This is a genomic window from Streptomyces sp. NBC_00252 (assembly GCF_036187565.1).
Lineage (GTDB): Bacteria > Actinomycetota > Actinomycetes > Streptomycetales > Streptomycetaceae > Streptomyces.
The window spans coordinates 461,687-482,130 of record NZ_CP108087.1; the positions used below are offsets into that span (position 1 = coordinate 461,687).

Sequence of the window (20,444 nt, forward strand, 5' to 3'; positions counted from 1 at the left end):
TTACCTTCGGAGGAGCTCCGTCGCGTGTCAGAGGTGCGGGGTCAGCGCAGCGGCAGGCTGTCCAGGGTGAAGACCGGGCTGGTCAGTGGATCGCCGTAAAAGAAGGTGTCCATCTGGGAGTTGGTCACCAGCAGCCGGTTGCCGCTCACGGCGACACCGGTGGTGGTGTCCGCTCCGGGGTAGGTGCGGGCGGAGAGTACGGCGGCCCGGGTGCCGTCGCCGGACAGGCGCAGGGCGTCGACCTCGTTGTTCACGGAACGGGCGATGTACAGGGTGTTCCCTCTCCGTGCGATCCCGTCGGCGCTCGGCAGAGCCGGTGCGGCGATTCTGTGGATCTCGCCGGTGGCGAGGGTGAGCCGGTAGAGCGCGCCGCTGTACCAGTAGCCGATGATCAGCGACTTGCCGTCGGGGGTGGTGACGATGCCGTTGCCGTTGGACTGGCCGGCCACGTAGTCCGGCAGGCGGTAGGCCACCTCGAGGGTCCGATGCGCGCCGGTGGCGGGGGCGTTCACCTCGGCGGCCGGGATCCGGTAGACGACGGCTCGGAAGGAATCGGTGATGTAGACGTCCCCGTCGGGGGCGACGGTCTGGTCGTTGACGAGGGTCGGCGTGCCGGTGTCGGGGACGGTGTAGGAGGAGACGAGCTTCCCGGTGTTCGTGTAGACGAAGAAGCGGCCGGTGAAAGCGCCGGCGACCAGCAGACGGTTGCCGGTGGTCTTGATCCCGGTGGCCTGGGTACGGCCCTCCTGGCCGCCCGGCAGGAAGGGTTCCAGGGTCTTCGCCCCCAGGCGCCCGCGGTAGACGGTGCCGTCGGCGATGCTGGCGGTGTAGACGTAGTGACGGTCGGCCGCGACGCTCTCGGGGAAGGCCCCGCTGCCGTCGACCGTGATCGTGTGGTCGTTGCCCTCGCGGTCGTGGGCGGGCGCGGCAGTGGCGGGAAGCGTGAGGGCAGCCAGGGCGGCGGACGCCGAGGTGAGGGTCAGGAGCGTGCGCTGCCAAGTGGCGTGCGCGGTGGTGCGGGTGGACATGATCGAGGACCTTTCCCCGGGTGACCGGGAGGGACGTGGGCAAGTGAGAGAAGCGAGTCGGTGGCCGTAGGCCCCGTCAGTGGAGTGCGTCGGCGATCGCGTCGGCCGGCGGCGTGGTCGGCCGTCCGATCAGGCGCCGCAGGTCACCGGAAGCGGTGAACAACTCGCCGCGGCTCATGCCGAGGTCGGCGTCGACGAGGACGTGCGCCAACTCGGCGGGCAGGCCTGCACGGGTCAGCGCCTGGGTGAGTCCGTCGGCCGGGAGGTCGGTGTACGTGATCCGCTTCCCGCTGACGGCCGAGATCGTCGCCGCGAGCCCGGCCAGGGTGAACGCCTCGTCGCCGCCCAGCTCGTACACCTCGCCGGCATGGCCCTCGGTGGTCAGTACGACCGCTGCGGCGTCGGCGTAGTCGGCGCGGGACGCGGCACTGATCCTGCCCTGGCCGGCCGCCCCGACAACTGCTCCGTTGCCCAGTATCTGCGGGAGTTGGGCGGTGTAGTTCTCCAAGTACCAGCTGTTGCGCAGCATCACGCCGGGGACGGCGCGCTCCCGGAGGTACTCCTCCGTGGCGCGATGGGTGGCGGCGAGGATCGTGGTGGCCCTGTCCGCGTGCGACATGCTCGTGTACGCCACCAGCGAGACGCCAGCAGCCACTGCCGCGTCGATGGCCCGGCGGTGGTTGGCGACCCGCTCGTCCACGGTCGTGGTCGAGATGAGCAGCAGCCGGTCCGCGCCGTCGAAGGCTGCCGCGAGACTGTCCGGCTCCGCGAAGTCGGCCCGGCGCACCACGACGCCGCGGTCGGCGAAGCCCTTGAGCGTGGCGATGTCCCTGCCGGTCGCGACGATGTCGGCGGCCGGCACTCCGCGCGCCAGCAGTGCTTCGACGGTGAGTCCGCCGAGCTGACCGGAGGCTCCGGTGATCACGATCGACATGGGCTTGTCCCTTCTTGCCGCGGACCTCCCGCGGCACGAGACATAGCCTGAACTGGTCACTCTCTTTTGGTAAGGAGCCACTTCTCGGTAAGGTGGCAACCCGCAGGAAAGCAATGAGGTGAGCAGTGTGGCGACCGCCGAGGATGTGACCGAGCCCATACCGTCATGGGACCCGTACGCGCGTGGCTGCCCTTCGCGTGACCTGCTCGACCAGATCGGCAGCAAGTGGTCGGTTCTCGTGCTCGGGGAACTCGGCAGGCACGGACCGTGCCGGTTCACCCGGCTGCGGCAGCAGCTGGCGGGAGTGAGCGAGAAGATGCTCACCCAGACGCTGCGCACCCTCGAACGCGACGGCCTGGTCCTGCGGACGGTGTACCCCGAGGTGCCGACCCGCGTGGAGTACGAGCTGACCCCGCTCGGCCAGACGCTGCGAGGTCCCCTGAAGGCGCTCACGGAATGGTCGGTCGGCCATATCGAGGAAGTCCTCGCCGCCCGCGAGGAGTACGACGGCCGCGCCGGAAAACGCTAGGGGATCGGATCGGGAAGTGCGGGCAGCGGTGAAGCCGGCGGGCTCGCGTCTCAGCCCGACCCCGCACACGACCTGCCGAGCCGCCCCAGAGCGGATCGACCTCTCCCCCGCCACTGACAAGCGCTCAGCGCCTGCCCGCACCGGCACGCGCGGCTCAGGCGGTTGCCGCGTCGCTGTCGGAGCTGATACCGAAGATCTGGTCCAGGCCGACCGTGCGCAGTACGCGCTGGGTGTGGGCGGGGATGTCGGTCAGGACGAGGTCGCCGCCGGCAGCCTTGGTGAGATTGTGCGCGATGATCAGGGCCGTGAGACCGCTGGAGTCGCAGAACTCCATGCCGCCCAGGTCCAGGACAAGGCGCTGGCCGGGTCGGAGGGTCAGACCGCTGATCAGCTCCCGCAGTTCGGAGGCGGTGGCGTAGTCGAGTTCCCCGACGACTGCGACGACGGTGCCGGTCGGGGCTGCATGGACGGTGAGATTCAGTGGGCTCATGGGAAAGGGCTTCACTCCTGTGGCTGAGGGGCGGGCACGCCGAGTGCCAGCAAGGCTGTGTCGTCTTCCAGTCCGTCGGCGAAGTCGTCCAGCAGCCCGATCAGCGCCTCTACGACGGCCTGGGCGGGCCGGCCGGCGTGGCGGGCGGTGAAACTGCGCAGGGCCTCGTCGCCGAAGAGGGCGCTGCGGTCCTCACCCGTGCGGGCCTCGGTGAGACCGTCGGTGTAGAGCAGGAGGGTGTCGCCGGGGCCGAGGGTGGCGGTTGCGGTGACGAAGTGCGCGGACGGAAGGATGCCGACGAGCAGGCCGCCCGGGGTCGGCAGGAAGTCGGCAGCACCGTCCGCGCGCAGGACGAGCGCTGGAGGGTGGCCGCCCGAGGCGAGGTGGATGGTGGCGTGCCCGGTGGCGAGGTCGGGTTCGATGGTGCCGAAGACGGTGGTGCAGTAGCGCGGGTCCCCGCTGGTGTAGCGCTCGTAGACCGCCTGGTTGAGGGTGGACAGGGCGGAGATGGGATCGGGGTCGTGCAGGGCGGCGGCGCGCAGGGTGTAGCGGGCCAATGAGGTGACCGCGGCGGCCTGGGGGCCCTTGCCGCACACGTCACCGAGGAAGAAGCCGAAGCGTTTGCCGTCGATGGGGAAAAGGTCGTAGAAGTCCCCGCCGAGGTGGTCGGGGGAGGCGGTGCGGTAGTGGACCGCTGTCTCGACCCCGGGCACCGAGGGCAGTCGGTCGGGCAGGAGGGACTGCTGGAGCGCGGCGAGGGCGTCCTGGAGACGGGCCCGGTCGGTCTCGGCCTGACGGTGGGCGGCTTCGGCCGCCCTGCGGGCGCGCAGCAGTTCCTCTTCGTAGGCGCGGCGGTCGCGCGCGTCGAAGACGGTGGTGCGGATCAGCAGGGGCCCACCGGTGGCGCCGTGTTTGACGACGGAGGAGACCAGGACCGGCATCCGTCCGCCGCCGGCTTGTTTCATCTCCAGCGCGATGCCTCCTATCTCGCCGCGCATCTGCAGGAGCGGCGCGAAGTGCGTCTCGTGGTACAGCTTGCCGCCCACGGTGAGCAGGTCGGTGAACCGCATGCGGCCCACCACGTCGTCCTCCGCCAGGCCGAGCCACTCGAGCAGCCTCGTGTTGATCTTGGCGATGGTGCCGTCCATCAGGGTGGACAGATATCCGCACGGGGCGCTCTCGTACAGCTCCTCGACGCTGTCCTCCAGCAGCGCCGCGAACGCCGCGTTGGAGGTCTGCTCGTCTCCGCTGCCCCGCTGGGGATCGGGCTCCTGGTCGGTTCGGCACATCATCGAAGGCCGTCCAGGAACTTCGTGATCGCCTGGTTGGTGGCCTCGGGGGCGGACAGGTGCGGGCAATGTCCGGTCGCTTCCAGGGTGACCAGGGCGGAGCCCGGGATCGCCTGGTGGACGAAGGCTCCGACCTCGCGGGGAGCGATGGCGTCCTGACTGCTCTCCAGCACCAGCGTCGGCACCTGCACGCTCTTCAGCTCGGCGCGCGAGTCCGACAGGAAGGTGGTGCGGGCGAAAACGCTCGCCATCTCAGGGTCGGTGGCACAGAAGCTCGTGACCAGCTCCTGCCCCAGTTCGGGACGTTCCGCGTTGCCCATGATCACCGGACCCATCGCGGCCGACCAGCCCAGGTAGTTCGAATCCAGAGAGGCCAGGAGTTCGTCGATGTCCTCGGCGCTGAATCCGCCGTGATAGCCGACGTCGTCGATGTAGCGGGGAGAGGGAGCGACCATCACCAGTGCCCCGATGCGCTCAGGGACGCGAGCGGCGGCCAGGACGCCGATCATGGCGCTGACGGAGTGGCCCACGAAGACCGCGTCCCGCAGGTCGAGCGCCTCGCAGATCTCCTCCACGTCCTGGGCGTAGCCCTCCAGGGAGGAGTAGCGAGCCTCGGAGAAGGCGGAGAGGTCGGAGCGGCCCGCGCCCACGTAGTCGAAGAGCACCACCTGGTACTCCTCGGCCAGGGCCGGCGCTGTCAGCCGCCACATGTTCTGGTCACAACCGAACCCGTGCGCCAGCACCACCGTGCGCCCCTCGGGGTTCCCGGTGATGGTGACGTTGTTCCTGTGACCGATGTCCATGCCCACCACTTTCTCAAAGCCCGCTCGCCCTTTCCGGCACAGCGGCGGTCACCTTCGCCTACCCCCACAACGCCCTCACAAATGCGGGCGCCTGATTCTCCCGTTATCCCACACAAAGGGATGTTCTCAGCCGCACCGGTGTTCCCCTCTCGCACGTATCCCAAGGCGCTGACCTGCTGCTGCCGGTCGATGGACGGCCTCGCGGGCGAGACGGGAGACAGGGGCGCGGCCGGGAGTTCGACGGTCCATCCGGCCAACGGTTCTTCGAGTTGATCCAGCGTGATGAGGAAGAGCCGTTCCGCCCCGCGCCTTTGACGGATGCTCGCCGGAATCGGGCTCTCCCTCACCAACAAGGGCAACGCGAATTCAAGCTCCGGCTACTGCGCGAGAGCCGGGTAGAGGGCGGTGACCGGCGCCGAGAGCGCGTTGTGCACCTTTGCGGTCAGCTCGTCGACGATGAGTTCGTACCGCCTCCCCCTGCCGGTGTTACCGTCGCGCCATGTCCAAGATCGAGATCGACGCGATAGCCGCCGAGTTCTTCGGAGCCTTCGACAACCGCGGCGGCAAGGCCGCGGACGTGGCCCGGATCCGCCGGCTCGTCATTCCTGGTGGTGTGATCGTGCTGACCGGGCCGAAGTACACGGTCTACACCGTGGACGAGTTCATCGAGCCGCGCGAACGCCTGCTCGCCGACGGCCGGTTGGTCGAGTTCTCGGAGTGGGAAACCTCCGAGCGAACCGAGATCGCGGGCGACATCGCGTCGCGCTTCGGCGAGTACCGGAAGGCCGGCATCCTGGACGGCGAGCCGTTCGAGGGCGGCGGGACCAAGACCATCCAGTTCGTCCGCACCCCGGAGGGCTGGCGGATCGCGGCGTTCTCCTGGTACGACCAGCCCTGAGGGTCCGCAGGCCACGACTGTCCGAGGAGCGCGAGCCAGGGCGGACCGTCACGCACCCAGCGGAGCTCGGGTTGAACTGAGTGACCTTCCCAAGTCGCCTCGCACCGAGCGGGGTTGTCGCCGGCGCGCGCTCGCATATGGGCGTCGGGCAGTGGTCCGCCCATCGTCCGCAGCTTCACCGTGGAGAAGGGGATGAACTCCCTTCGCGAACCCGGGAGTTGAGGACCAGCGTCGACAGACAAAACCGGGTTGCGCCAGCCCACGAAGCAGCTGCCGCAACCCGCCCGCACCCTCAAGCGCTCTCCGACTACACCGCGCGATCGGCAGTTCCAGGAAGCCGAGTAGCCCTGCCGGCTCGCCCCAGGCGGAGTGCCGAGATGAGGAAGAAGACGCCGCCGAGCGTGGCGTAACCGGCCAGGGTGCTCAAGGAGGCGTTGTCCTTGGCCGACTGGGCGATGAAGGAGGAACCGGCGAGAGTGGAGATGGCGCCGCTGACGATCATCGGCCACTGCCCACCCATTGCACGGCGCAGGACGCCTACAAGCAGTTGGACCAGCCCCGCGGTGACGGCCCAGGCACCCCAGACCCGGAGCACGGCCGGAATGCCGGAGGTCGCGGCAGCCGCCAACCCCGCTGCGGTCAGGGTGCTGAGCGCGATGTTGGCGTAGAGACCGCGCACCGGCCCGCTATGCGCCCTGGCGGACCTGACGTCGACGACCGCGCACGCCGCGTCGAACAGCGGATAGATCACCAACAGGGTCGCGCTCAGGGGACCCAGATCACCGGCCGAGGCGAACAGCAGGGCGGCCCACAACACGGCGAACGCGAAGCGCAGGAAGTACAGGCGGCGCAGCGCCGCCGTGTCACTCACGGCCAGGGCGAGACCAGGTGCGGGGGCAGAAGCAGGGGCTGCGGGAGAGGTGTTCACGGAAGGTCCTTTCGGCGAAGGCGGGCGAAGCGGCGAACGACGGAAGTTCACGACGGGACAGAGTGAGATAGAACGTTCGGTCTCGCTCTTCCATCAAAGGGCTCCCCGCCTCCGCCTGTCAAGACCGAACGTTCTCCCTCACCGGTTGATAGGGTGACGGCATGAGTGCGAGCACAGAGGTCGAGGGCACGTCCGGGGCGCGGGAGCGGCTGCTCGGCACGGCGACCCGGATCTTCTACGCCGAGGGGATCCACTCCGTCGGCGTGGACCGGATCATCGCGGAGGCCCAGGTCACCCGCGCCACCCTGTACCGGCATTTCAAGGGCAAGGAGGAGCTGATCGTCTCCTACCTCCAGGAAGCCGACCGCGGCATCCGGGCCCAGGTGGAAGCCGCCCGGGCCGGGGATCTGTCCGCGGCCGACAAGGTCAGGGCCGTGAGCCGGTCCATCGGTGAGGGCATCCAGTCCCCCGGTTTCCGAGGCTGCGCCTTTCTCAACGCGGCGGCGGAGTATCCCGACCCGGCGCACCCCGTCCACCAGGTCGTGTTGGCTCATCGGCAGTGGTTCCTGGACACCGCCACGCAGCTGCTGGAAGAGGCCGGCTGCGTGCCCTCCGACGCCGCGGGCCGGCACTTCGTCATGCTCCGTGACGGCGCCATGGCAGCCGGCTGCCTCTTCGACCCGACGCTGATCTGCGAGACGTTCCTGCACGGCGTCGAGGGCATTCTGCGCACGGGCGCAGCGGCGACAGCCGCACAGTAGACGCCGACGGCTACCTCGGCCGCTCTGCGTTCGCCGCGCTCGCGACCGCGTTCCGGATCAGCGACATGCGGATGCCGGGCCCCCTCCCCAAAGGAGAACCCGGCATCCGCGCCCTGTCAGTGCTCGGCGTCGGCGGTCAGACCGCCGACGCGGTCACCGTCAGGGGAACGACGTGATCTTCGAAGGAACGGTGTCCGTGCCCGACGTGGGTGCGCCGGTGTTGTTGACGACGTGGGCGTACTGGCCCTTGCCGCCCAGGGAGATCACCAGGATGTCGTGCAGTTTGATCCCTGTCTTGACCGGCACCTGGAAGCCGTGGGCCTGCACGATCGATGGGTCCGAGGTGAAGTTGCAGTAACTTCCCAGGCCCCATGCCTCGTGCACGTTGACGGAGTCGGCGACCTTGTAGGCCGCGTAGCCGACGATGCCGTCATGGGTGATGGCCGCGGCGTTCGGGACGTCGTAGGCCTTCTCGTTCTGGAAGAAGATCGTGCGCCCGCGTTCGCCGTTCCACAGCACGTCGTACTTGTTGAAGTGCTCGACGAACAGGCCGGTGGCGAGGACGTCGTCGCCGTTGACCACGAGGCCGTAGTCGGCTCTGTTGGTCTCCCAGCCGACGCCTTGGCCGTGGTCGGCGCGCCAGAGCCAGGTGTGGTCGACGATGACGTCGTCGCTGTTGACCACGACCGAGTTGGTGGCGAGGCCGGGGCCCGCGCCGCCGATGCGCACGAACACGTCCTGCATGGTGGTCGGGTTGGCGGAGTGGTCGGCGGAGCTGCCGGCCGGGCCGATCTGCAGCAGGGTGTTGGAGTTGGAGCTGCCGGCGTCGATCAGGAAGCCGGCGAGCTTGACTCCGTCGACGTCGGCCACGTGCATGGCGTCGACGCCGTTGTCCGGAACGATGGTCGCCAGGCCGAGACCGAGGACGACGGTGTTCGCCCGGGTCACGTTGATGGTCTGGTCGAGGTGGTAGACGCCCGGGGTGAAGAGCAGGTTCAGACCCTGGGCGAGGGCGGTGTTGATGGTGGCCGCGGTCGCGCCGGGCTTGACCACGTAGAACTGGTCCAGCGGAATCGACGAACCGGCCGTGTTGGGCCAGGAGACGCCGCGTGCGTTGGTGCGCTTGGCGGGCACGAACACCTTGTACGCGTTGCCGTCCAGGTAGAGGTACGGCTTCTCGCGCGAGACCGGGGTGTTGTCCAGGGTGGTGTACGGGCCGGAGTCGAAGTTGGTGGCCGGAGCGCCCTGCACGCCGGAGAACGTCATGTTCCAGACGCCGTTGGTCCAGCCGCCGACGGAGCTGTCACGGGTGTACCACTGCTGCTGGGAGTACGGGCCGACCGTACCGTCGATCTTGGAGTCGGCGATGTAGCCGCCGGAGGCCCAACCGTAGCCGTTCGGGGCGAGGTTGAGGCCGCCCTGCACGTGGATGCGGCGGAAGGGGGCCGCCTGGGCCACCGCCCAGCGGTCGGTGCCGTTGGAAGGCGTGATCGACAGGTTCTCCGCCGAACGCCAGAAGTTCTGGGTCGCGTTGCCGTTGAACCAGCCCGCGTCGACGGTGACGTCACCGTTGATGTGGACGTCGTCGGGGTTGAGGCCGAGGCCCGAGATCGAGGTGTAGAAGCCCACCTGCGCGTTGATCCCGTTGTAGGTGCCGGGCTTCATGAGGAACTGGTAGCGGCCGGTGCCGAACTGGTTCGACTCCTGCTGCGCGAAGACCTGGTCGAACTTCGCCTGGAGGTTGGGTGTCGAGGGGTCGACGACGATCACGTTGGGGCCGAGGTCGCCGCCGCCCTGGACCGGACCGCTGCCACCGCCCGAACCGGTGTGGACAGCCACCTCCCAGAGCGAGTAGCCGTAGCCGGTGCCACGGACCGTTCCGTTGATCCGCACATAGCGGCCCTGGCCGGAGACGTCGTAGGACGTCGAGCCGGCGGTGCCGTCGGTGACGGACTTGAGCGTGGTCCAGGTCTGGCCGTCGGCCGAGGCCTGGATCTGGAAGGACTTGCCGTAGGCGGCCTCCCAGTTGAGGTCGACCCGGCACAGGCTCTGGGACGACCCGAGGTCGACCTGGATCCACTGCGGGTCGGCGGCGGCGCTGGACCAGCGGGTGCCGGTGTTGCCGTCGAAGGCGGCCGATGCCGGGGTGCCGGCGTTCTCGGTGGAGGAGGCCGTCGCCGTCTTGCCCTGGGCGGCGTTGGCCGTGTCGCAGCCGGCGGGCGGAGTGGTGGTGCCGCCGGTGCTGCCGAAGACCTGGAACTCCCAGAGGGAGTAGCCGTACTGGGTGGCGCGGTGGACGCCGGCCATCCGGACGTAGCGGCCCTGGCCGGAGACGTCGAGCGTGTCGGTGCCGCCGTCACCGCCGGTCACGGACTTGACGTCGGTCCAGGTGTTCCCGTCCGCGGACGTCTGGATCTTGTAGTCGCTGCCGTACGCGGTCTCCCAGTTGAGGACGACCTGGGTGATGGTGGCCGTGGAACCGAGGTCGACCTGGAGCCACTGGGTGTCGGTGGCGGCGGAGGACCAGCGGGTGGCGGTGTTGCCGTCGACGGCGTTGGCGGCGACGGTGCCCGCGTTCTCGTCGGAGGACGAGGTGGCCGTCTTGCCCTGGGACAGCGGCAGGTCCGCCGCTGCGGCCGGGCTGCTGTGCAGGGGCAGGGTGACGAGCGCGGCCATTGCGGCCAGCGCGACACCCAAGGATCTGAGTTTCATGCCGTGACTCCATGCGGGTGGGGTGACGAGCGAAGCGGACACACGGAACCGGAACGCCGGGGCAGGCTCTGCCCAGCGCTCGGTCTGTACGAACTGGCCGTACGTCGTACTTAGTTCACGGTTTGATTTAAGGAATGAACCATCGGGGTGGCAAGAGTCGTGACGCGAGTTTCTTAACTTCCTTTCATGAACGCCGAGTCGGCGGACCACCGAGAACCGCACGACCTCGACGAAGGCGGGGCGGACGAAGCGGACACGGCGCGGATCCCGTCAAGCCTTGAAGGCGAAGCGAGGCGGGGCGGCACCGGGGTCGAGGCGGCACCGGGCGGTGACATACCCGCGAAGCGCCGCTACCGCCAGGAGCAGGTCCCGCCCCCACTCCCCCTCCACCGAGCCGGCGGTCGGGGCGGGTCGATCGGCCAAGGCCTCACCTGCGACGCTTAGTTCACGTCTTGATTTAACCCGTGAGTCTCAACTTCCGGCAGCGCTACGGGAGTTGAAAACCGGTGGCGTCCACTTCTGCCGGATCCCTTGACACCTTGATGACATGGCCCCAACACTCCTCGGCGGGAGAGCGCTCTCCCATCCTCTCCCGGCATCCCCTCGCACCAGCGCGTCCGACGTCACGTCATCTCGCCGGACGTCACGTCATGAGGGCACCGGGCAACCACCTCTGACACCCCCACCGTTCAGGAGGAGGTCTCCATGTCCAGGAGATCGAAAGGCCTGTCAGCCACGCTGATCACCGGCGCGCTCCTGCTGACCTCGCTCGGCCTCGGCGGCGTCGCCATCAGCGCCGGGGCACCCGCACCGCACACCGCGGCCGCGCAGTCGTTCGCGGCCACCCACTCCGGTCACGCGATGGCCGCGTCCACGGCCAACTCCCCCGAGGACCCGGACGGCGACGGCTACATCCCCGCCAACCCGCCGGTCACCGGCGTGACCCCGTCCACGCAGAATCCGCCGCACGCCTACTTCCACGAGTTCCAGGCCAACTGTTCGGTCACGCACACCCGGCCGGACGACCCCATCGTCTATCCGCAGCAGCCGGGCAAGTCCCACGACCACACCTTCATGGGCAACACGACGACCGACGCCAACAGCACCACCGCCTCGCTGTCGGCCGGCGGCACCACGTGCAAGGCTCCCGGCGACCTGTCCGGCTACTGGATGCCCACGCTCTACAACGGCAACCAGCAGATCCTTCCCGTCGGCCCGCAGGTCATCTACTACAAGGCCGGGGTCACCGACTACACGAGCGTCCGGCCGTTCCCCAAGGGCCTGCGCTTCGTCGTCGGCAGCCCCACGCAGAGCGCCGACGAGTTCCGGCACCACCCCGGCTTCGTCGAGGGCTGGGAGTGCGGTGACAGCTTCTTCAACACCGAGTTCCCCTCGACCTGCCCGAACCGCGCGGACGTCCAGCTCAACATCCGCTTCCAGGCGCCCAGTTGCTGGGACGGCAAGTACCTCGACACCCCCGACCACAAGAGCCACATGGCCTACCCCATCGTGAAGCCCGGCACGAACGACAACATGTGCCCGGCCGACCACCCGGTCGCGCTGCCGATGATCGAGTTCAAGATGGCCTTCCCCGTCAACGGCGACATGTCGCAGGTGCGGCTGGCCAGCGGTACCGGCCACAGCTTCCACTACGACTTCTTCAACGCCTGGGACGCCCCCACGCTCAAGGCACTCGTCGACCACTGCGTCGTCGGCGGGCTGCAGTGCGACGCGCGCGGCTACGACCAGACCCACCCGGAGGCGGGCGCCGCGCTCGACGCGAACTACCGACTGCCGTAAGGAGCCCGCGCATGCCCCCACGCACCCGCATCCGTACACGAACGCGAACCCGCACACGCCGCATCGCGGCACCCCTCACCGCCGGCGTACTGACGGCCGGACTCCTCGCCGCACTCCCCGCCGTCCAGGCCCACGCCGCGGACAGCGTCGTCAAGGTCACCGGCAGCCAGGGCGCCTGGCAGCTGACGGTTAACGGGCAGCCGTACCAGGTCAAGGGACTGACCTGGGGCCCGGGCGTCGCCGACGCCGAGAAGTACATGCCGGACCTGCAGTCCATGGGCGTCAACACGATCCGCACCTGGGGCACGGACGCCTCCAGCAAGCCGCTGTTCGACTCGGCGGCGGCCCACGGGATCAAGGTCGTCGCGGGCTTCTGGCTCCAGCCGGGCGGCGGACCCGGCAGCGGCGGCTGCGTCAACTACCTGACGGACACCGCCTACAAGAACCAGGTCCTCACCGAGTTCCCCCAGTGGGTCCAGACCTACAAGGACAACCCCGGCGTTCTCATGTGGGACGTCGGCAACGAGTCGGTCCTCGGGCTCCAGAACTGCTACAGCGGCGACGAGTTGGAGCGACAGCGCGACGCCTACACCACCCTCGTCAACGACATCACCAAGAAGATCCACGCCGTCGACCCCAACCACCCGGTCACGTCCACCGACGCGTGGGTCGGCGCCTGGCCCTACTTCAAGAAGAACGCGCCGGACCTCGACCTGTACGCCGTCAACTCCTACAACGCGGTCTGCGACGTCAAGTCCGCCTGGCAGCAAGGGGGTTACACCAAGCCCTACATCGTCACCGAGACCGGCCCGGCCGGCGAGTGGGAGGTCCCGAACGACGCCAACGGCGTTCCGCTGGAACCCTCCGACCAGGCCAAGGCCGACGGCTACACCCGCGCCTGGAACTGCATCACCGGGCACAAGGGGGTCGCACTCGGCGCCACGATGTTCCACTACGGCACCGAGTACGACTTCGGCGGCATCTGGTTCAACCTGCTGCCCGCGGGCCAGAAGCGGCTGTCGTACTACGCGGTGAAGAGGGCCTACGGCGGCGACACCAGCCACGACAACACCCCGCCGGTCATCTCCGACCTGACTGTGGAGGGCGGCGCGAGCCAGGTGCAGGCGGGTCGCGACCTGGTGCTGTCCGTGCGGGCCACCGATCCCGACGGCGACCCGATCTCGTACGAGGTCCTCGACAACAGCAACTACATCGACCAGAGCAAGAACCTGGTCTCGCTGCCGTCCACCAACCTCGGCGGCGGCCGACTCAAGGTCACCGCGCCGGACCGTCCGGGCGTCTGGAAGGTGTACGTCAAGGCGACGGACGGACGGGGCAACGTCGGCGTCGAGACCCGCTCGATCCGGGTCGTCCCACCGGTGCCGTCCGGCACCAACGTGGCCCGGGGCAAACCCGCCACCGCCTCGTCCTACCAGGCGAGTTACGGCGACTGCCCCTGCACCGCGGCCAACGCGGTGGACGGCAACCAGGCCACGCGCTGGGCCAGTGACTGGAGCGACCCCCAGTGGCTCCAGGTCGATCTCGGCACCCGCACCACGTTCCGGCACGTCCAGTTGTCCTGGGAGGCCTCGTACGCCAAGGCCTACACGATCCAGACCTCCGACGACGGCCAGAACTGGCAGACCGTGCGCACCGTTTCCGACGGCAACGGAGGGATCGACGACTTCGACGTCACCGGGACCGGCCGCTACGTCCGCGTCAACGGCACGGCGCGGGGCACGGGTTATGGGTATTCGCTGTACGAGTTCGGCGTCTACGCCTGACGGACGGGCCTCTCCCGGAGCGTCCTGACCGCTCCGGGAGAGCGCTCTATTGCCGTGCGCCGCACGTCCGTTAGGGTGCCCGCATGAGCAGACAGGCCCCGACGCTGGAGGACGTCGCCCGAGAGGCCGGCGTCTCCCGGGCCACCGTGTCCCGGGTCGTCAACGGCATCCGCAACGTGGATCCGGAGATACAGGAAGTGGTCCGCCGGGCCATCGAACGGACGGGTTACGCGCCCAACAGGGCCGCCCGCTCCCTGGTGACCCGGCGGGCCGAGACCGTGGCCCTGGTGGTGTCCGGCGCGGGGGACATCACCGAGGCAGGCCAGGACACCTTCGCCACAAGGGTGTTCGCCGATCCGTTCTTCGGACGGGTAGTCGGCGGGATCGTCGGCTTCCTGCGCCCGCGCTCGCTGCACCCCGTCCTGATGTTCGCCGAGTCGGCCGAGGCACGGGAGGAGGTGCTGACCTATCTGCGCCAGGGCCGCGCCGACGGCGCACTGGTGGTCTCCACCCACTCCGACGACCCGCTGCCCGCCCTTCTCGCCGACGCCCGGCTGCCGGCGGTGCTCTTCGCCCGCCCCTCCCGACCGGTCCCGCTCAGCTACGTGGACCTGGCACACCGGGACGGCGGGCGCCTCGCCGCCGAACACCTCCTCGCCCGCGGCTGCCGCCGGCCCGCCACGGTCTGCGGCCCCCTGGACGTGGCGGCGAGCCAGGAGCGGCTGGCCGGGTTCCGTGACACGCTCGCCCGCCACGGCCACCCCCATGTCCCGGTCGCCGAGGGCGAGTTCACCCTGGACAGCGGACTCGCGGCGATGTCGGACCTCCTGGCCCGCCAGCCCGGCCTTGACGGGGTGTTCGCCGCCAACGACCTCATGGCGCAGGGCGCCTGCCAGGCCGTACAACAACACGGGCTCCGAGTGCCCGACGACGTCGCGGTGGTCGGCTTCGACGACTCGAGCATCGCCGTGACCTGCCACCCCCGGCTGACCACGATCCGTCAGCCGGTCGAGGAGATGGCGGCGGAGATGGCCCGCCTACTCGACGAACACATCCACGGCGTACGCACCGAGCCGACGTCGGTCGTCTTCGACCCGGAACTGGTCGTACGCGAGTCGGCTTGAACAATGGCGAAGGCGAGCAGCGTGGTGCGCGACCAGCCGACAGTGCTCCCTGTTTCTCCTGCATGGTTTCTCCTACAGCGTGAAGGTGCGCCGTCGTGCGCACTCCGCGGCGAGGTCTGCCGCAGCCTCGCGGGCGCGGGCGGCGAGGTGGGGTGAACCCCAGGCCAGCGCGGTGTGTTCGGCCAGGGCGTAGTTGTCGGCCGCGGAGCGGTCCTCGCCGAGGAGTCGGTACAGGTCGGCCAGGGCGTGGGCCAGGGGGCGGGTCGCGTAGGCCGCTCCGGCCGCGCCGGCGAGCTGGTCGCGGATCGGCAGCAGGTGCGTGACGAGGTTCGACGCGGTGTCCGTGTCGGCGTACAGGACGGCGAGTTGGGCGCGGTAGTCGAGTTCCAGGCCGTGCAGGTGATCCGTCACGGGCTCGGGCGGGCACCGCACCGCGAGCGCCTCCTCGAGCCTGCCGAGGCGGGCCAGGATGAGGGCGAGCGCCACGCCGACGGGGGCGCCCACCGTCTCGTAGACCGCGCGCATCACGGGCTCGATCTCGGCCGGGCGGTCCTGGGCGAGCCGGATCGTGGTCAGGCCGAGGATGCGCAGCCCGCTGGCGTGACGGGAGCCCGCGCGGCGCAGGAGGACGTCGGCCTCGGCGTACTCGGCCTCGGCGACGTCGAAGCGGCCGGCGATCGTCGCGAGCATCGCCGAGGTCGCCGCCCCCAGGCCCTGCGCCCACACCATCCGGTAGCGGCGGGCGATGTCGAGTCCGCGTTCGGTGTGGCGGCGTACCGCGGCGGGGTCGTTGAGCGCGGCGGCGGTCATGCCGTCGAGGTGTTCGCACACCCAGCGGTAGGCGGGGAGGTCGTGGGTGTGGGCGATCCGGCGCAGTTCGGTGACCAGCGGAGCCCGTACGGCGGTCTGGGTCTCGTGCGGCAGCAGTCTCGCCGAGGTCATCAACGCGGCGGCCAGCAGGCGCGGTTCGCCGTTCGCGCGCGCGAGGGCGAGCTGGCTGCGGGCCGCTTCCAGGGCCCGGGGCGCGTCCTCCACGGCGACCGCCTCGACGTAGGCCTGCAGCACCCGGGCGCGGGTGTGGTCGTCGAGGCCGGTGTCGGCGACCAGGCGCTCTATGCGCTCCAGCGAGGTGCGGTCGTAGAAGCCCTCCAGTCTGCTGCGCCAGGGCGAGGGTTCGGTCCACGCGCCGTAGACCGCGGCCACCAGGTCGCCGCGGTCGGCCAGTTCGGCGAGTTCGATCGCGCGTCGGCGGGTGTGGCGGGCCGCGTCCGTGGAGCCCGCGCGGATCTGCGCACCGAGGAGCTGCACCAACAGGCGCACGGTGTCGTCCGGTTGGGCGGCTTCCGTCGCCGCGCCCGTGGCCGCGGAGTGCACCTCGAGCGCCTGCTCGATCAGTTCCACGGCGACCTCGTGGGCGTAGCGCCGCTCCGCGGCCTCGGCGGCCCGCAGCGCGTAGTCGACCGCGAGGGACGTGTGCTCGGGGCTGCCCGAGCGGGCGAAGTGGTGGGCCAGGGCGGCGAGTTCGTGCGGGCGGTGGCGCCGCAGCACCTGCGCGATCCGGGCGTGCAGCCGGGCCCGCCGCAGACCCGGGAGGTCGGTGTAGACGGTGTCGCGGACCAGGGCGTGCACGAAGCGGACGCGTCCGGGGCCGGACTCGGCCAGCAGGTCGGCGGCGAGGGCGGCGTCGAGACCATCCAGCAGCGCGTCCTCCTCGGTGTCGGCCGCGTCGGCCAGAACGGCCACATCGGCCTCCAGGCCGACGGCGGCGGTCAGTTGTACGGCGGAGCGGGCGCCGGCGGGCAGCAGGGCCAGCCGTCTGCGCAGCACGTCGCGTACGCCTTGGGGTACCTCGGAGACGGCGACCAGGGCGCCCTCGCTGGACAGCAGGCGTGCGCTCTCCAGGACGTAGAACGGGTTGCCGCCGGTGCGTTCGGCGAGCGCCGCGACGGTCGTCGCGTCCACGGGCTCATCGCACACGGCCTCGACGACGGTGGCCACGTCGTGCGGCGCCAGCCCCCGCAGTGCGATCCTCGCGGGGGCCGAGGGAGCGAGTTGGGCGAGGGTCTTGACCAGGTGCTCCCCCACCTCGGCGGGACGGTAACTGGCGACGGTGAGCAGCGGGACGCCGGTCACCGCTGCCGCCGCGTCCAGCAGGGCGAGGGTCTCGCCGTCGGCGCGGTGGAGATCCTCCAGGAGGACGGCGAGCGGGGACTCGCCGGCCACCGCGCGCAGCCACGCGGCGAAGGCGCGGTGCATCCGGAAGCGTCCGACGGTCGCCTCGTCCCGGGTCGCGACGGCCACGCTGTCCTGATCCCGCAGCAGCACCGCCAGCTCCTCGGGCCGCGCGGGCGGCGCCTCACGGGCCAGCGCGCCGAGCGCCTCCGCCCAGGCCCAGGCGGGCGGTGCTCCCTCGTACTCGGGGCACCGGCCCACCACCACCGTCCACCCGTCCGACCGCAGCTGTCCCTCGATCCGGCCGAGCAGCGCCGACTTGCCCACCCCTGCCTCCCCGGTGACCAGCACGACACCGCCCTGCCGACGGGCGGCGCGCGCGGCGGCCTCCACGGTGCGCAGTTCGTCGGCGCGGCCCACGAAGAGGCCGGATGCGGTGCGCGGTTCACCGTCGTGGCTCGTGACGACATCGACCTCCGTGCCCGGTCGGGCGCGACCGCCGTCGAACGTGTCGGGGCCTCCCGGGGACACCGTGGCGAGAGACGCCGACCCTGTCCCGTCCGGCACCTGCGCGCGCAGCACGTCGGCCCTGCCGTCCAGCACCGCCGACTCCAGTTCGGTCAGCGCCGGACCGGGGGCGCAGCCGAGTTCGTCGCGGAGCACGCGCGCCGCGCCGCGCAGTGACGCGACGGCGTCGGCCTGGCGGCCGCAGGCCCACTGGGCGAGGGCGAGCAGCCGCCAGCCCTCTTCCCTCAACGGGTTCTCCCGTACGAGGAGTTCGGCCGCGGGTACCGCTTCCGCCGGGCGCCCGGTGTTCAGATCGGCCGCGACGGCGAGTTCGCGGGCCTCGGCGAGCAGTGCGGTCAGACGGGTCACCTCGGGCCGGGCCCACGTCTCGTCCGCGTGTTCCGCGAAGGCCGGTCCCTGCCACCAGCCGAGCGCCTCGGCGAGCAGAACACGGGCCTCCGCCGCCGGGGCGGTCCGGGCGCGCCTCACCCAGGTCTCGAAGCGCCAGGCGTCCACCGCGTCCGGGGGCAGCCGCAGGGCGTAGCCGGGGGCCGCGGTGACCAGCACGGTCGCCGGGGCGCGCGACGGCCGACCGGGTTCGAGGGAGCGGCGCAGGTTGGACACGTAGGTGTGCAGGGAGACCGTGACCCGGTCGGGCGGTGTCCCCCGCCACACCGCGTCCGTGATCCGGTCGACGGGCACGACACCGCCGTGGGCGGCGATCAGCAGCGCCAGCACCGCACGTTGGCGTGGAGCGCCGAGGTCGACCGGTCGCCCCCCGTCATCGGCACTCAGTGAACCCAGGACTCGAATACGCAGCACGGCGCGGGAATCTACCCGAGCCATGGGTCAGAGCCGTCAACAGACGATAAACGCCCCTCCCGCAGGCCGGCGGGGACCGCGCCGGGCCCGGGCGCCAAGCCGTCGCCAAGTGACGCGCCAAGCGGATGCCAAGGGGGACGCACGACCCTGGGCCGCTGTTGTCGACATCCGATCGTTGGAGCAAGCAAGCGTGTCCCCCAGCAGCACCACGGACGAACTTCCCACGGCCGAGCGTCCGTACACCCACGAGATGGTCGTGGTCCACCGCGTCTTCCGGCGCGAGTCGGCGTATCTGCCCCGCCTCGTACGCGCCGTCCGCGACGGCGACACGGCACGAGCGGCGAAGGTCGCCGACCACCTGCGTGAGTACGTGTCGGGCCTGCACAGCCACCACTCCCTCGAGGACGAGCTCATCTGGCCGCACCTGCACACCCGTGCCGCAGACGACGGGTTGGTCGCCCGCATGGAGGAGCAGCACCAGCGCATCGACGTGAGCCTGACGGTCGTGGCCGAGTGGACGGCCGCGTGGGAGCGGGCGGCGGACCGCATCGCCGGGGAGGAACTGGCTCTCGCGCTGGAGCAGCATCGCACCGTGCTGCTCGAACACCTCGACGACGAGGAGCGGTTGGTCCTCCCGCTGGTCGCCGCGCATCTGACGGTCGCCGAGTGGGATCTGGTCGGACGCCGCGGGCTGGACCGGATACCCAGGAACCGGCTCCTGATCGCGCTCGGTGCGATCCTGGAGGACGCCGCTCCCGAGGAGCGGGCCTACTTCCTGGACAGGACCCCGCTGGTGGGCCGGCTGCTGTGGAAGGCCGTGGGCCGCCGCCAGTACGCCGCCGCCTGCCGGGTGATGCGCGGGCCGCTGGACGGGGAGCAGGGCCGGTGACCCTTCTCGACTCCGCGCCGCTCGACGTCCTGGACGCCTACCGCACCTGCGAGTTCGTCACTCTTGGCCGCGACGGCACCCCAGCGGCCTGGCCGACCGCGGTGCGGCGGCAGAAGGACGGCACGCTTCTGCTGAGCACCTCCCTGGCCTTCAGCCAGAAAGCGCTGAACATCCGCCGCGACGACCGCGTCGCCCTCCTCTTCTCCGATCCCACCGGCAGCGGCCTCGCCCACGCGCCGCAGATCTTCGTCGGCGGCCGGGCCGAATGCCCCGACGAGATCATGACCGGCCCTCAGGGAGCCGAGGACTACTGGCGGATGCTCTTCGAGCGACAGCCGCACAGCAGGGCGTATGTCACCGCTCCCTTGCGGCGGCTGATGGACTGGTACTACCTCCGGCTGCTGATCACCGTCACCCCGGACCAGCTCGTCGTACGGCCGCCCCTCCCCCCGTCCGCCCCGCGGGACCCTGAGGCGCCGAATGCGCTGCCGGGCTCGGCCCAACTCGCCGGTTTCCCCTCGGCGGTGCTCGCCGCGCGGGACGCCTCCGGGGCACCGGTGCTCGCCCGGACCCGGCCCGTTCCGACCGACGAGGGCTTCGCGGTGGAGGTGCCCGCCGACTGCGCGGCGACCGCTGGTCCCGCTTCGCTCCTGGTGCACCGGCACGACGAGCAGCTCAACCACATGCACAACGCCCTTGTACGCGGCACCCTGACGGCCGGCGACCGCCGGCTGCTGGTCCCCACGAACGTGGTGGAGCCCATGGGCACGGGCCGCCCGACCGACGCGATCCGCGTCCTGCGCAGCACGCGCCGCGCCACCGCCCGCTATCTGGAGCGTCGCGGGCTCGACCGCCCCCGGGTCCAGTGGGACGAGTTCAAGGCTCTGGCGGTGTCCGCGAAGCGGACGTGACGGGCCGGCGATTCGCCGCGTTTCGTCGGATCGCGAGCGCTCGGCCGCCGGACCGCCCCGGTG

17 protein-coding genes are annotated in these 20,444 nt (G+C 70.5%); 9 read left to right on the forward strand and 8 right to left on the reverse strand.

The genetic code is table 11. The features are described from left to right. Nucleotides 1-41: 41 nt before the first annotated feature. Entirely contained in the window at nt 42-1,028 is a 987-nt protein-coding gene (locus OHT77_RS01995; RefSeq protein WP_328826161.1) for an SMP-30/gluconolactonase/LRE family protein, read from the reverse strand. 76 nt (nt 1,029-1,104) lie between these two features. Next, nucleotides 1,105-1,962, reverse strand: a complete 858-nt coding sequence (locus tag OHT77_RS02000; protein ID WP_328826163.1) for an SDR family oxidoreductase — start codon at nt 1,960-1,962, stop codon at nt 1,105-1,107. A gap of 127 nt (nt 1,963-2,089) precedes the next feature. Here OHT77_RS02000 and OHT77_RS02005 point away from each other — a divergent pair, with 127 nt between their 5' ends. Further along, on the forward strand, nt 2,090-2,491 hold the full coding sequence (locus OHT77_RS02005) for a winged helix-turn-helix transcriptional regulator (RefSeq protein WP_328834120.1): 402 nt from the start codon (nt 2,090-2,092) through the stop codon (nt 2,489-2,491). Nucleotides 2,492-2,645: 154 nt separating this feature from the next. Here the strand turns inward: OHT77_RS02005 and OHT77_RS02010 are convergent, their stop codons facing one another. From OHT77_RS02010 to OHT77_RS02020, 3 genes are read right to left on the reverse strand one after another with little or no spacing between them, the layout of a single operon-like run. Beyond that, nucleotides 2,646-2,981, reverse strand: coding sequence for an STAS domain-containing protein (locus OHT77_RS02010; protein WP_328826164.1), 336 nt, complete (start codon nt 2,979-2,981; stop codon nt 2,646-2,648). An 11-nt stretch (nt 2,982-2,992) separates the two neighbouring features. Then, nucleotides 2,993-4,270 (reverse strand): PP2C family protein-serine/threonine phosphatase, encoded by a 1,278-nt coding sequence (locus tag OHT77_RS02015; RefSeq protein ID WP_328834121.1) that lies wholly within the window; start codon nt 4,268-4,270, stop codon nt 2,993-2,995. After that, complete coding sequence (locus OHT77_RS02020; RefSeq protein WP_328826165.1) at nt 4,270-5,073, reverse strand: alpha/beta fold hydrolase; 804 nt, start codon at nt 5,071-5,073, stop codon at nt 4,270-4,272. The genes OHT77_RS02015 and OHT77_RS02020 overlap by 1 nt, the downstream gene beginning before the upstream one ends. A gap of 499 nt (nt 5,074-5,572) precedes the next feature. Here OHT77_RS02020 and OHT77_RS02025 point away from each other — a divergent pair, with 499 nt between their 5' ends. Next, on the forward strand, nt 5,573-5,971 hold the full coding sequence (locus OHT77_RS02025) for a nuclear transport factor 2 family protein (protein ID WP_054229745.1): 399 nt from the start codon (nt 5,573-5,575) through the stop codon (nt 5,969-5,971). 307 nt (nt 5,972-6,278) lie between these two features. On the opposite strand, the gene OHT77_RS02030 is transcribed toward OHT77_RS02025, so the two are convergent. Next, nucleotides 6,279-6,899: a hypothetical protein gene (locus OHT77_RS02030; protein ID WP_443047891.1), complete on the reverse strand. Its 621-nt coding sequence runs from the start codon at nt 6,897-6,899 to the stop codon at nt 6,279-6,281. Between the two features lie 161 nt (nt 6,900-7,060). On the opposite strand from OHT77_RS02030, the gene OHT77_RS02035 reads away from it, so the two are divergent. Beyond that, entirely contained in the window at nt 7,061-7,660 is a 600-nt protein-coding gene (locus OHT77_RS02035) for a TetR/AcrR family transcriptional regulator (protein ID WP_328826166.1), read from the forward strand. A gap of 159 nt (nt 7,661-7,819) precedes the next feature. On the opposite strand, the gene OHT77_RS02040 is transcribed toward OHT77_RS02035, so the two are convergent. Continuing rightward, on the reverse strand, nt 7,820-10,372 hold the full coding sequence (locus tag OHT77_RS02040; protein ID WP_328826167.1) for a discoidin domain-containing protein: 2,553 nt from the start codon (nt 10,370-10,372) through the stop codon (nt 7,820-7,822). Between the two features lie 186 nt (nt 10,373-10,558). Here OHT77_RS02040 and OHT77_RS02045 point away from each other — a divergent pair, with 186 nt between their 5' ends. The 4 genes from OHT77_RS02045 to OHT77_RS02060 all read left to right on the forward strand — a co-directional run bounded on the left by OHT77_RS02045 (nt 10,559) and on the right by OHT77_RS02060 (nt 15,080). Next, entirely contained in the window at nt 10,559-10,816 is a 258-nt protein-coding gene (locus OHT77_RS02045; protein ID WP_328826168.1) for a hypothetical protein, read from the forward strand. Nucleotides 10,817-11,077: 261 nt separating this feature from the next. Continuing rightward, complete coding sequence (locus tag OHT77_RS02050; protein WP_328826169.1) at nt 11,078-12,172, forward strand: DUF1996 domain-containing protein; 1,095 nt, start codon at nt 11,078-11,080, stop codon at nt 12,170-12,172. A gap of 11 nt (nt 12,173-12,183) precedes the next feature. Then, nucleotides 12,184-13,956 carry a discoidin domain-containing protein gene (locus OHT77_RS02055; RefSeq protein WP_328826170.1) on the forward strand — a complete coding sequence of 591 codons (1,773 nt, stop codon included), beginning with the start codon at nt 12,184-12,186 and terminating at the stop codon, nt 13,954-13,956. Nucleotides 13,957-14,039: 83 nt separating this feature from the next. Continuing rightward, on the forward strand, nt 14,040-15,080 hold the full coding sequence (locus OHT77_RS02060; protein WP_328826171.1) for a LacI family DNA-binding transcriptional regulator: 1,041 nt from the start codon (nt 14,040-14,042) through the stop codon (nt 15,078-15,080). A gap of 72 nt (nt 15,081-15,152) precedes the next feature. Here OHT77_RS02060 and OHT77_RS02065 read toward each other — a convergent pair whose 3' ends face one another. Beyond that, nucleotides 15,153-18,581 carry a BTAD domain-containing putative transcriptional regulator gene (locus OHT77_RS02065; protein WP_328826172.1) on the reverse strand — a complete coding sequence of 1,143 codons (3,429 nt, stop codon included), beginning with the start codon at nt 18,579-18,581 and terminating at the stop codon, nt 15,153-15,155. A 190-nt stretch (nt 18,582-18,771) separates the two neighbouring features. On the opposite strand from OHT77_RS02065, the gene OHT77_RS02070 reads away from it, so the two are divergent. Both OHT77_RS02070 and OHT77_RS02075 read left to right on the forward strand, forming a co-directional pair. Beyond that, on the forward strand, nt 18,772-19,470 hold the full coding sequence (locus OHT77_RS02070) for a hemerythrin domain-containing protein (protein WP_328826173.1): 699 nt from the start codon (nt 18,772-18,774) through the stop codon (nt 19,468-19,470). After that, nucleotides 19,467-20,381, forward strand: coding sequence for a pyridoxamine 5'-phosphate oxidase family protein (locus tag OHT77_RS02075; RefSeq protein WP_328826174.1), 915 nt, complete (start codon nt 19,467-19,469; stop codon nt 20,379-20,381). The genes OHT77_RS02070 and OHT77_RS02075 overlap by 4 nt, the downstream gene beginning before the upstream one ends. Nucleotides 20,382-20,444: the final 63 nt, after the last annotated feature.

Excerpts from the sequence above, each read along its gene's own strand:
- OHT77_RS01995 (WP_328826161.1), bottom strand. The coding sequence starts at position 1,028 with ATGTCCACCCGCACCACCGCGCACGCCACTTGGCAGCGCACGCTCCTG.
- OHT77_RS02000 (WP_328826163.1), bottom strand. The coding sequence starts at position 1,962 with ATGTCGATCGTGATCACCGGAGCCTCCGGTCAGCTCGGCGGACTCACC.
- OHT77_RS02010 (WP_328826164.1), bottom strand. The coding sequence starts at position 2,981 with ATGAGCCCACTGAATCTCACCGTCCATGCAGCCCCGACCGGCACCGTC.
- OHT77_RS02015 (WP_328834121.1), bottom strand. The coding sequence starts at position 4,270 with ATGTGCCGAACCGACCAGGAGCCCGATCCCCAGCGGGGCAGCGGAGAC.
- OHT77_RS02020 (WP_328826165.1), bottom strand. The coding sequence starts at position 5,073 with ATGGACATCGGTCACAGGAACAACGTCACCATCACCGGGAACCCCGAG.
- OHT77_RS02025 (WP_054229745.1), top strand. The coding sequence starts at position 5,573 with ATGTCCAAGATCGAGATCGACGCGATAGCCGCCGAGTTCTTCGGAGCC.
- OHT77_RS02035 (WP_328826166.1), top strand. The coding sequence starts at position 7,061 with ATGAGTGCGAGCACAGAGGTCGAGGGCACGTCCGGGGCGCGGGAGCGG.
- OHT77_RS02040 (WP_328826167.1), bottom strand. The coding sequence starts at position 10,372 with ATGAAACTCAGATCCTTGGGTGTCGCGCTGGCCGCAATGGCCGCGCTC.
- OHT77_RS02045 (WP_328826168.1), top strand. The coding sequence starts at position 10,559 with ATGAACGCCGAGTCGGCGGACCACCGAGAACCGCACGACCTCGACGAA.
- OHT77_RS02050 (WP_328826169.1), top strand. The coding sequence starts at position 11,078 with ATGTCCAGGAGATCGAAAGGCCTGTCAGCCACGCTGATCACCGGCGCG.
- OHT77_RS02055 (WP_328826170.1), top strand. The coding sequence starts at position 12,184 with ATGCCCCCACGCACCCGCATCCGTACACGAACGCGAACCCGCACACGC.
- OHT77_RS02060 (WP_328826171.1), top strand. The coding sequence starts at position 14,040 with ATGAGCAGACAGGCCCCGACGCTGGAGGACGTCGCCCGAGAGGCCGGC.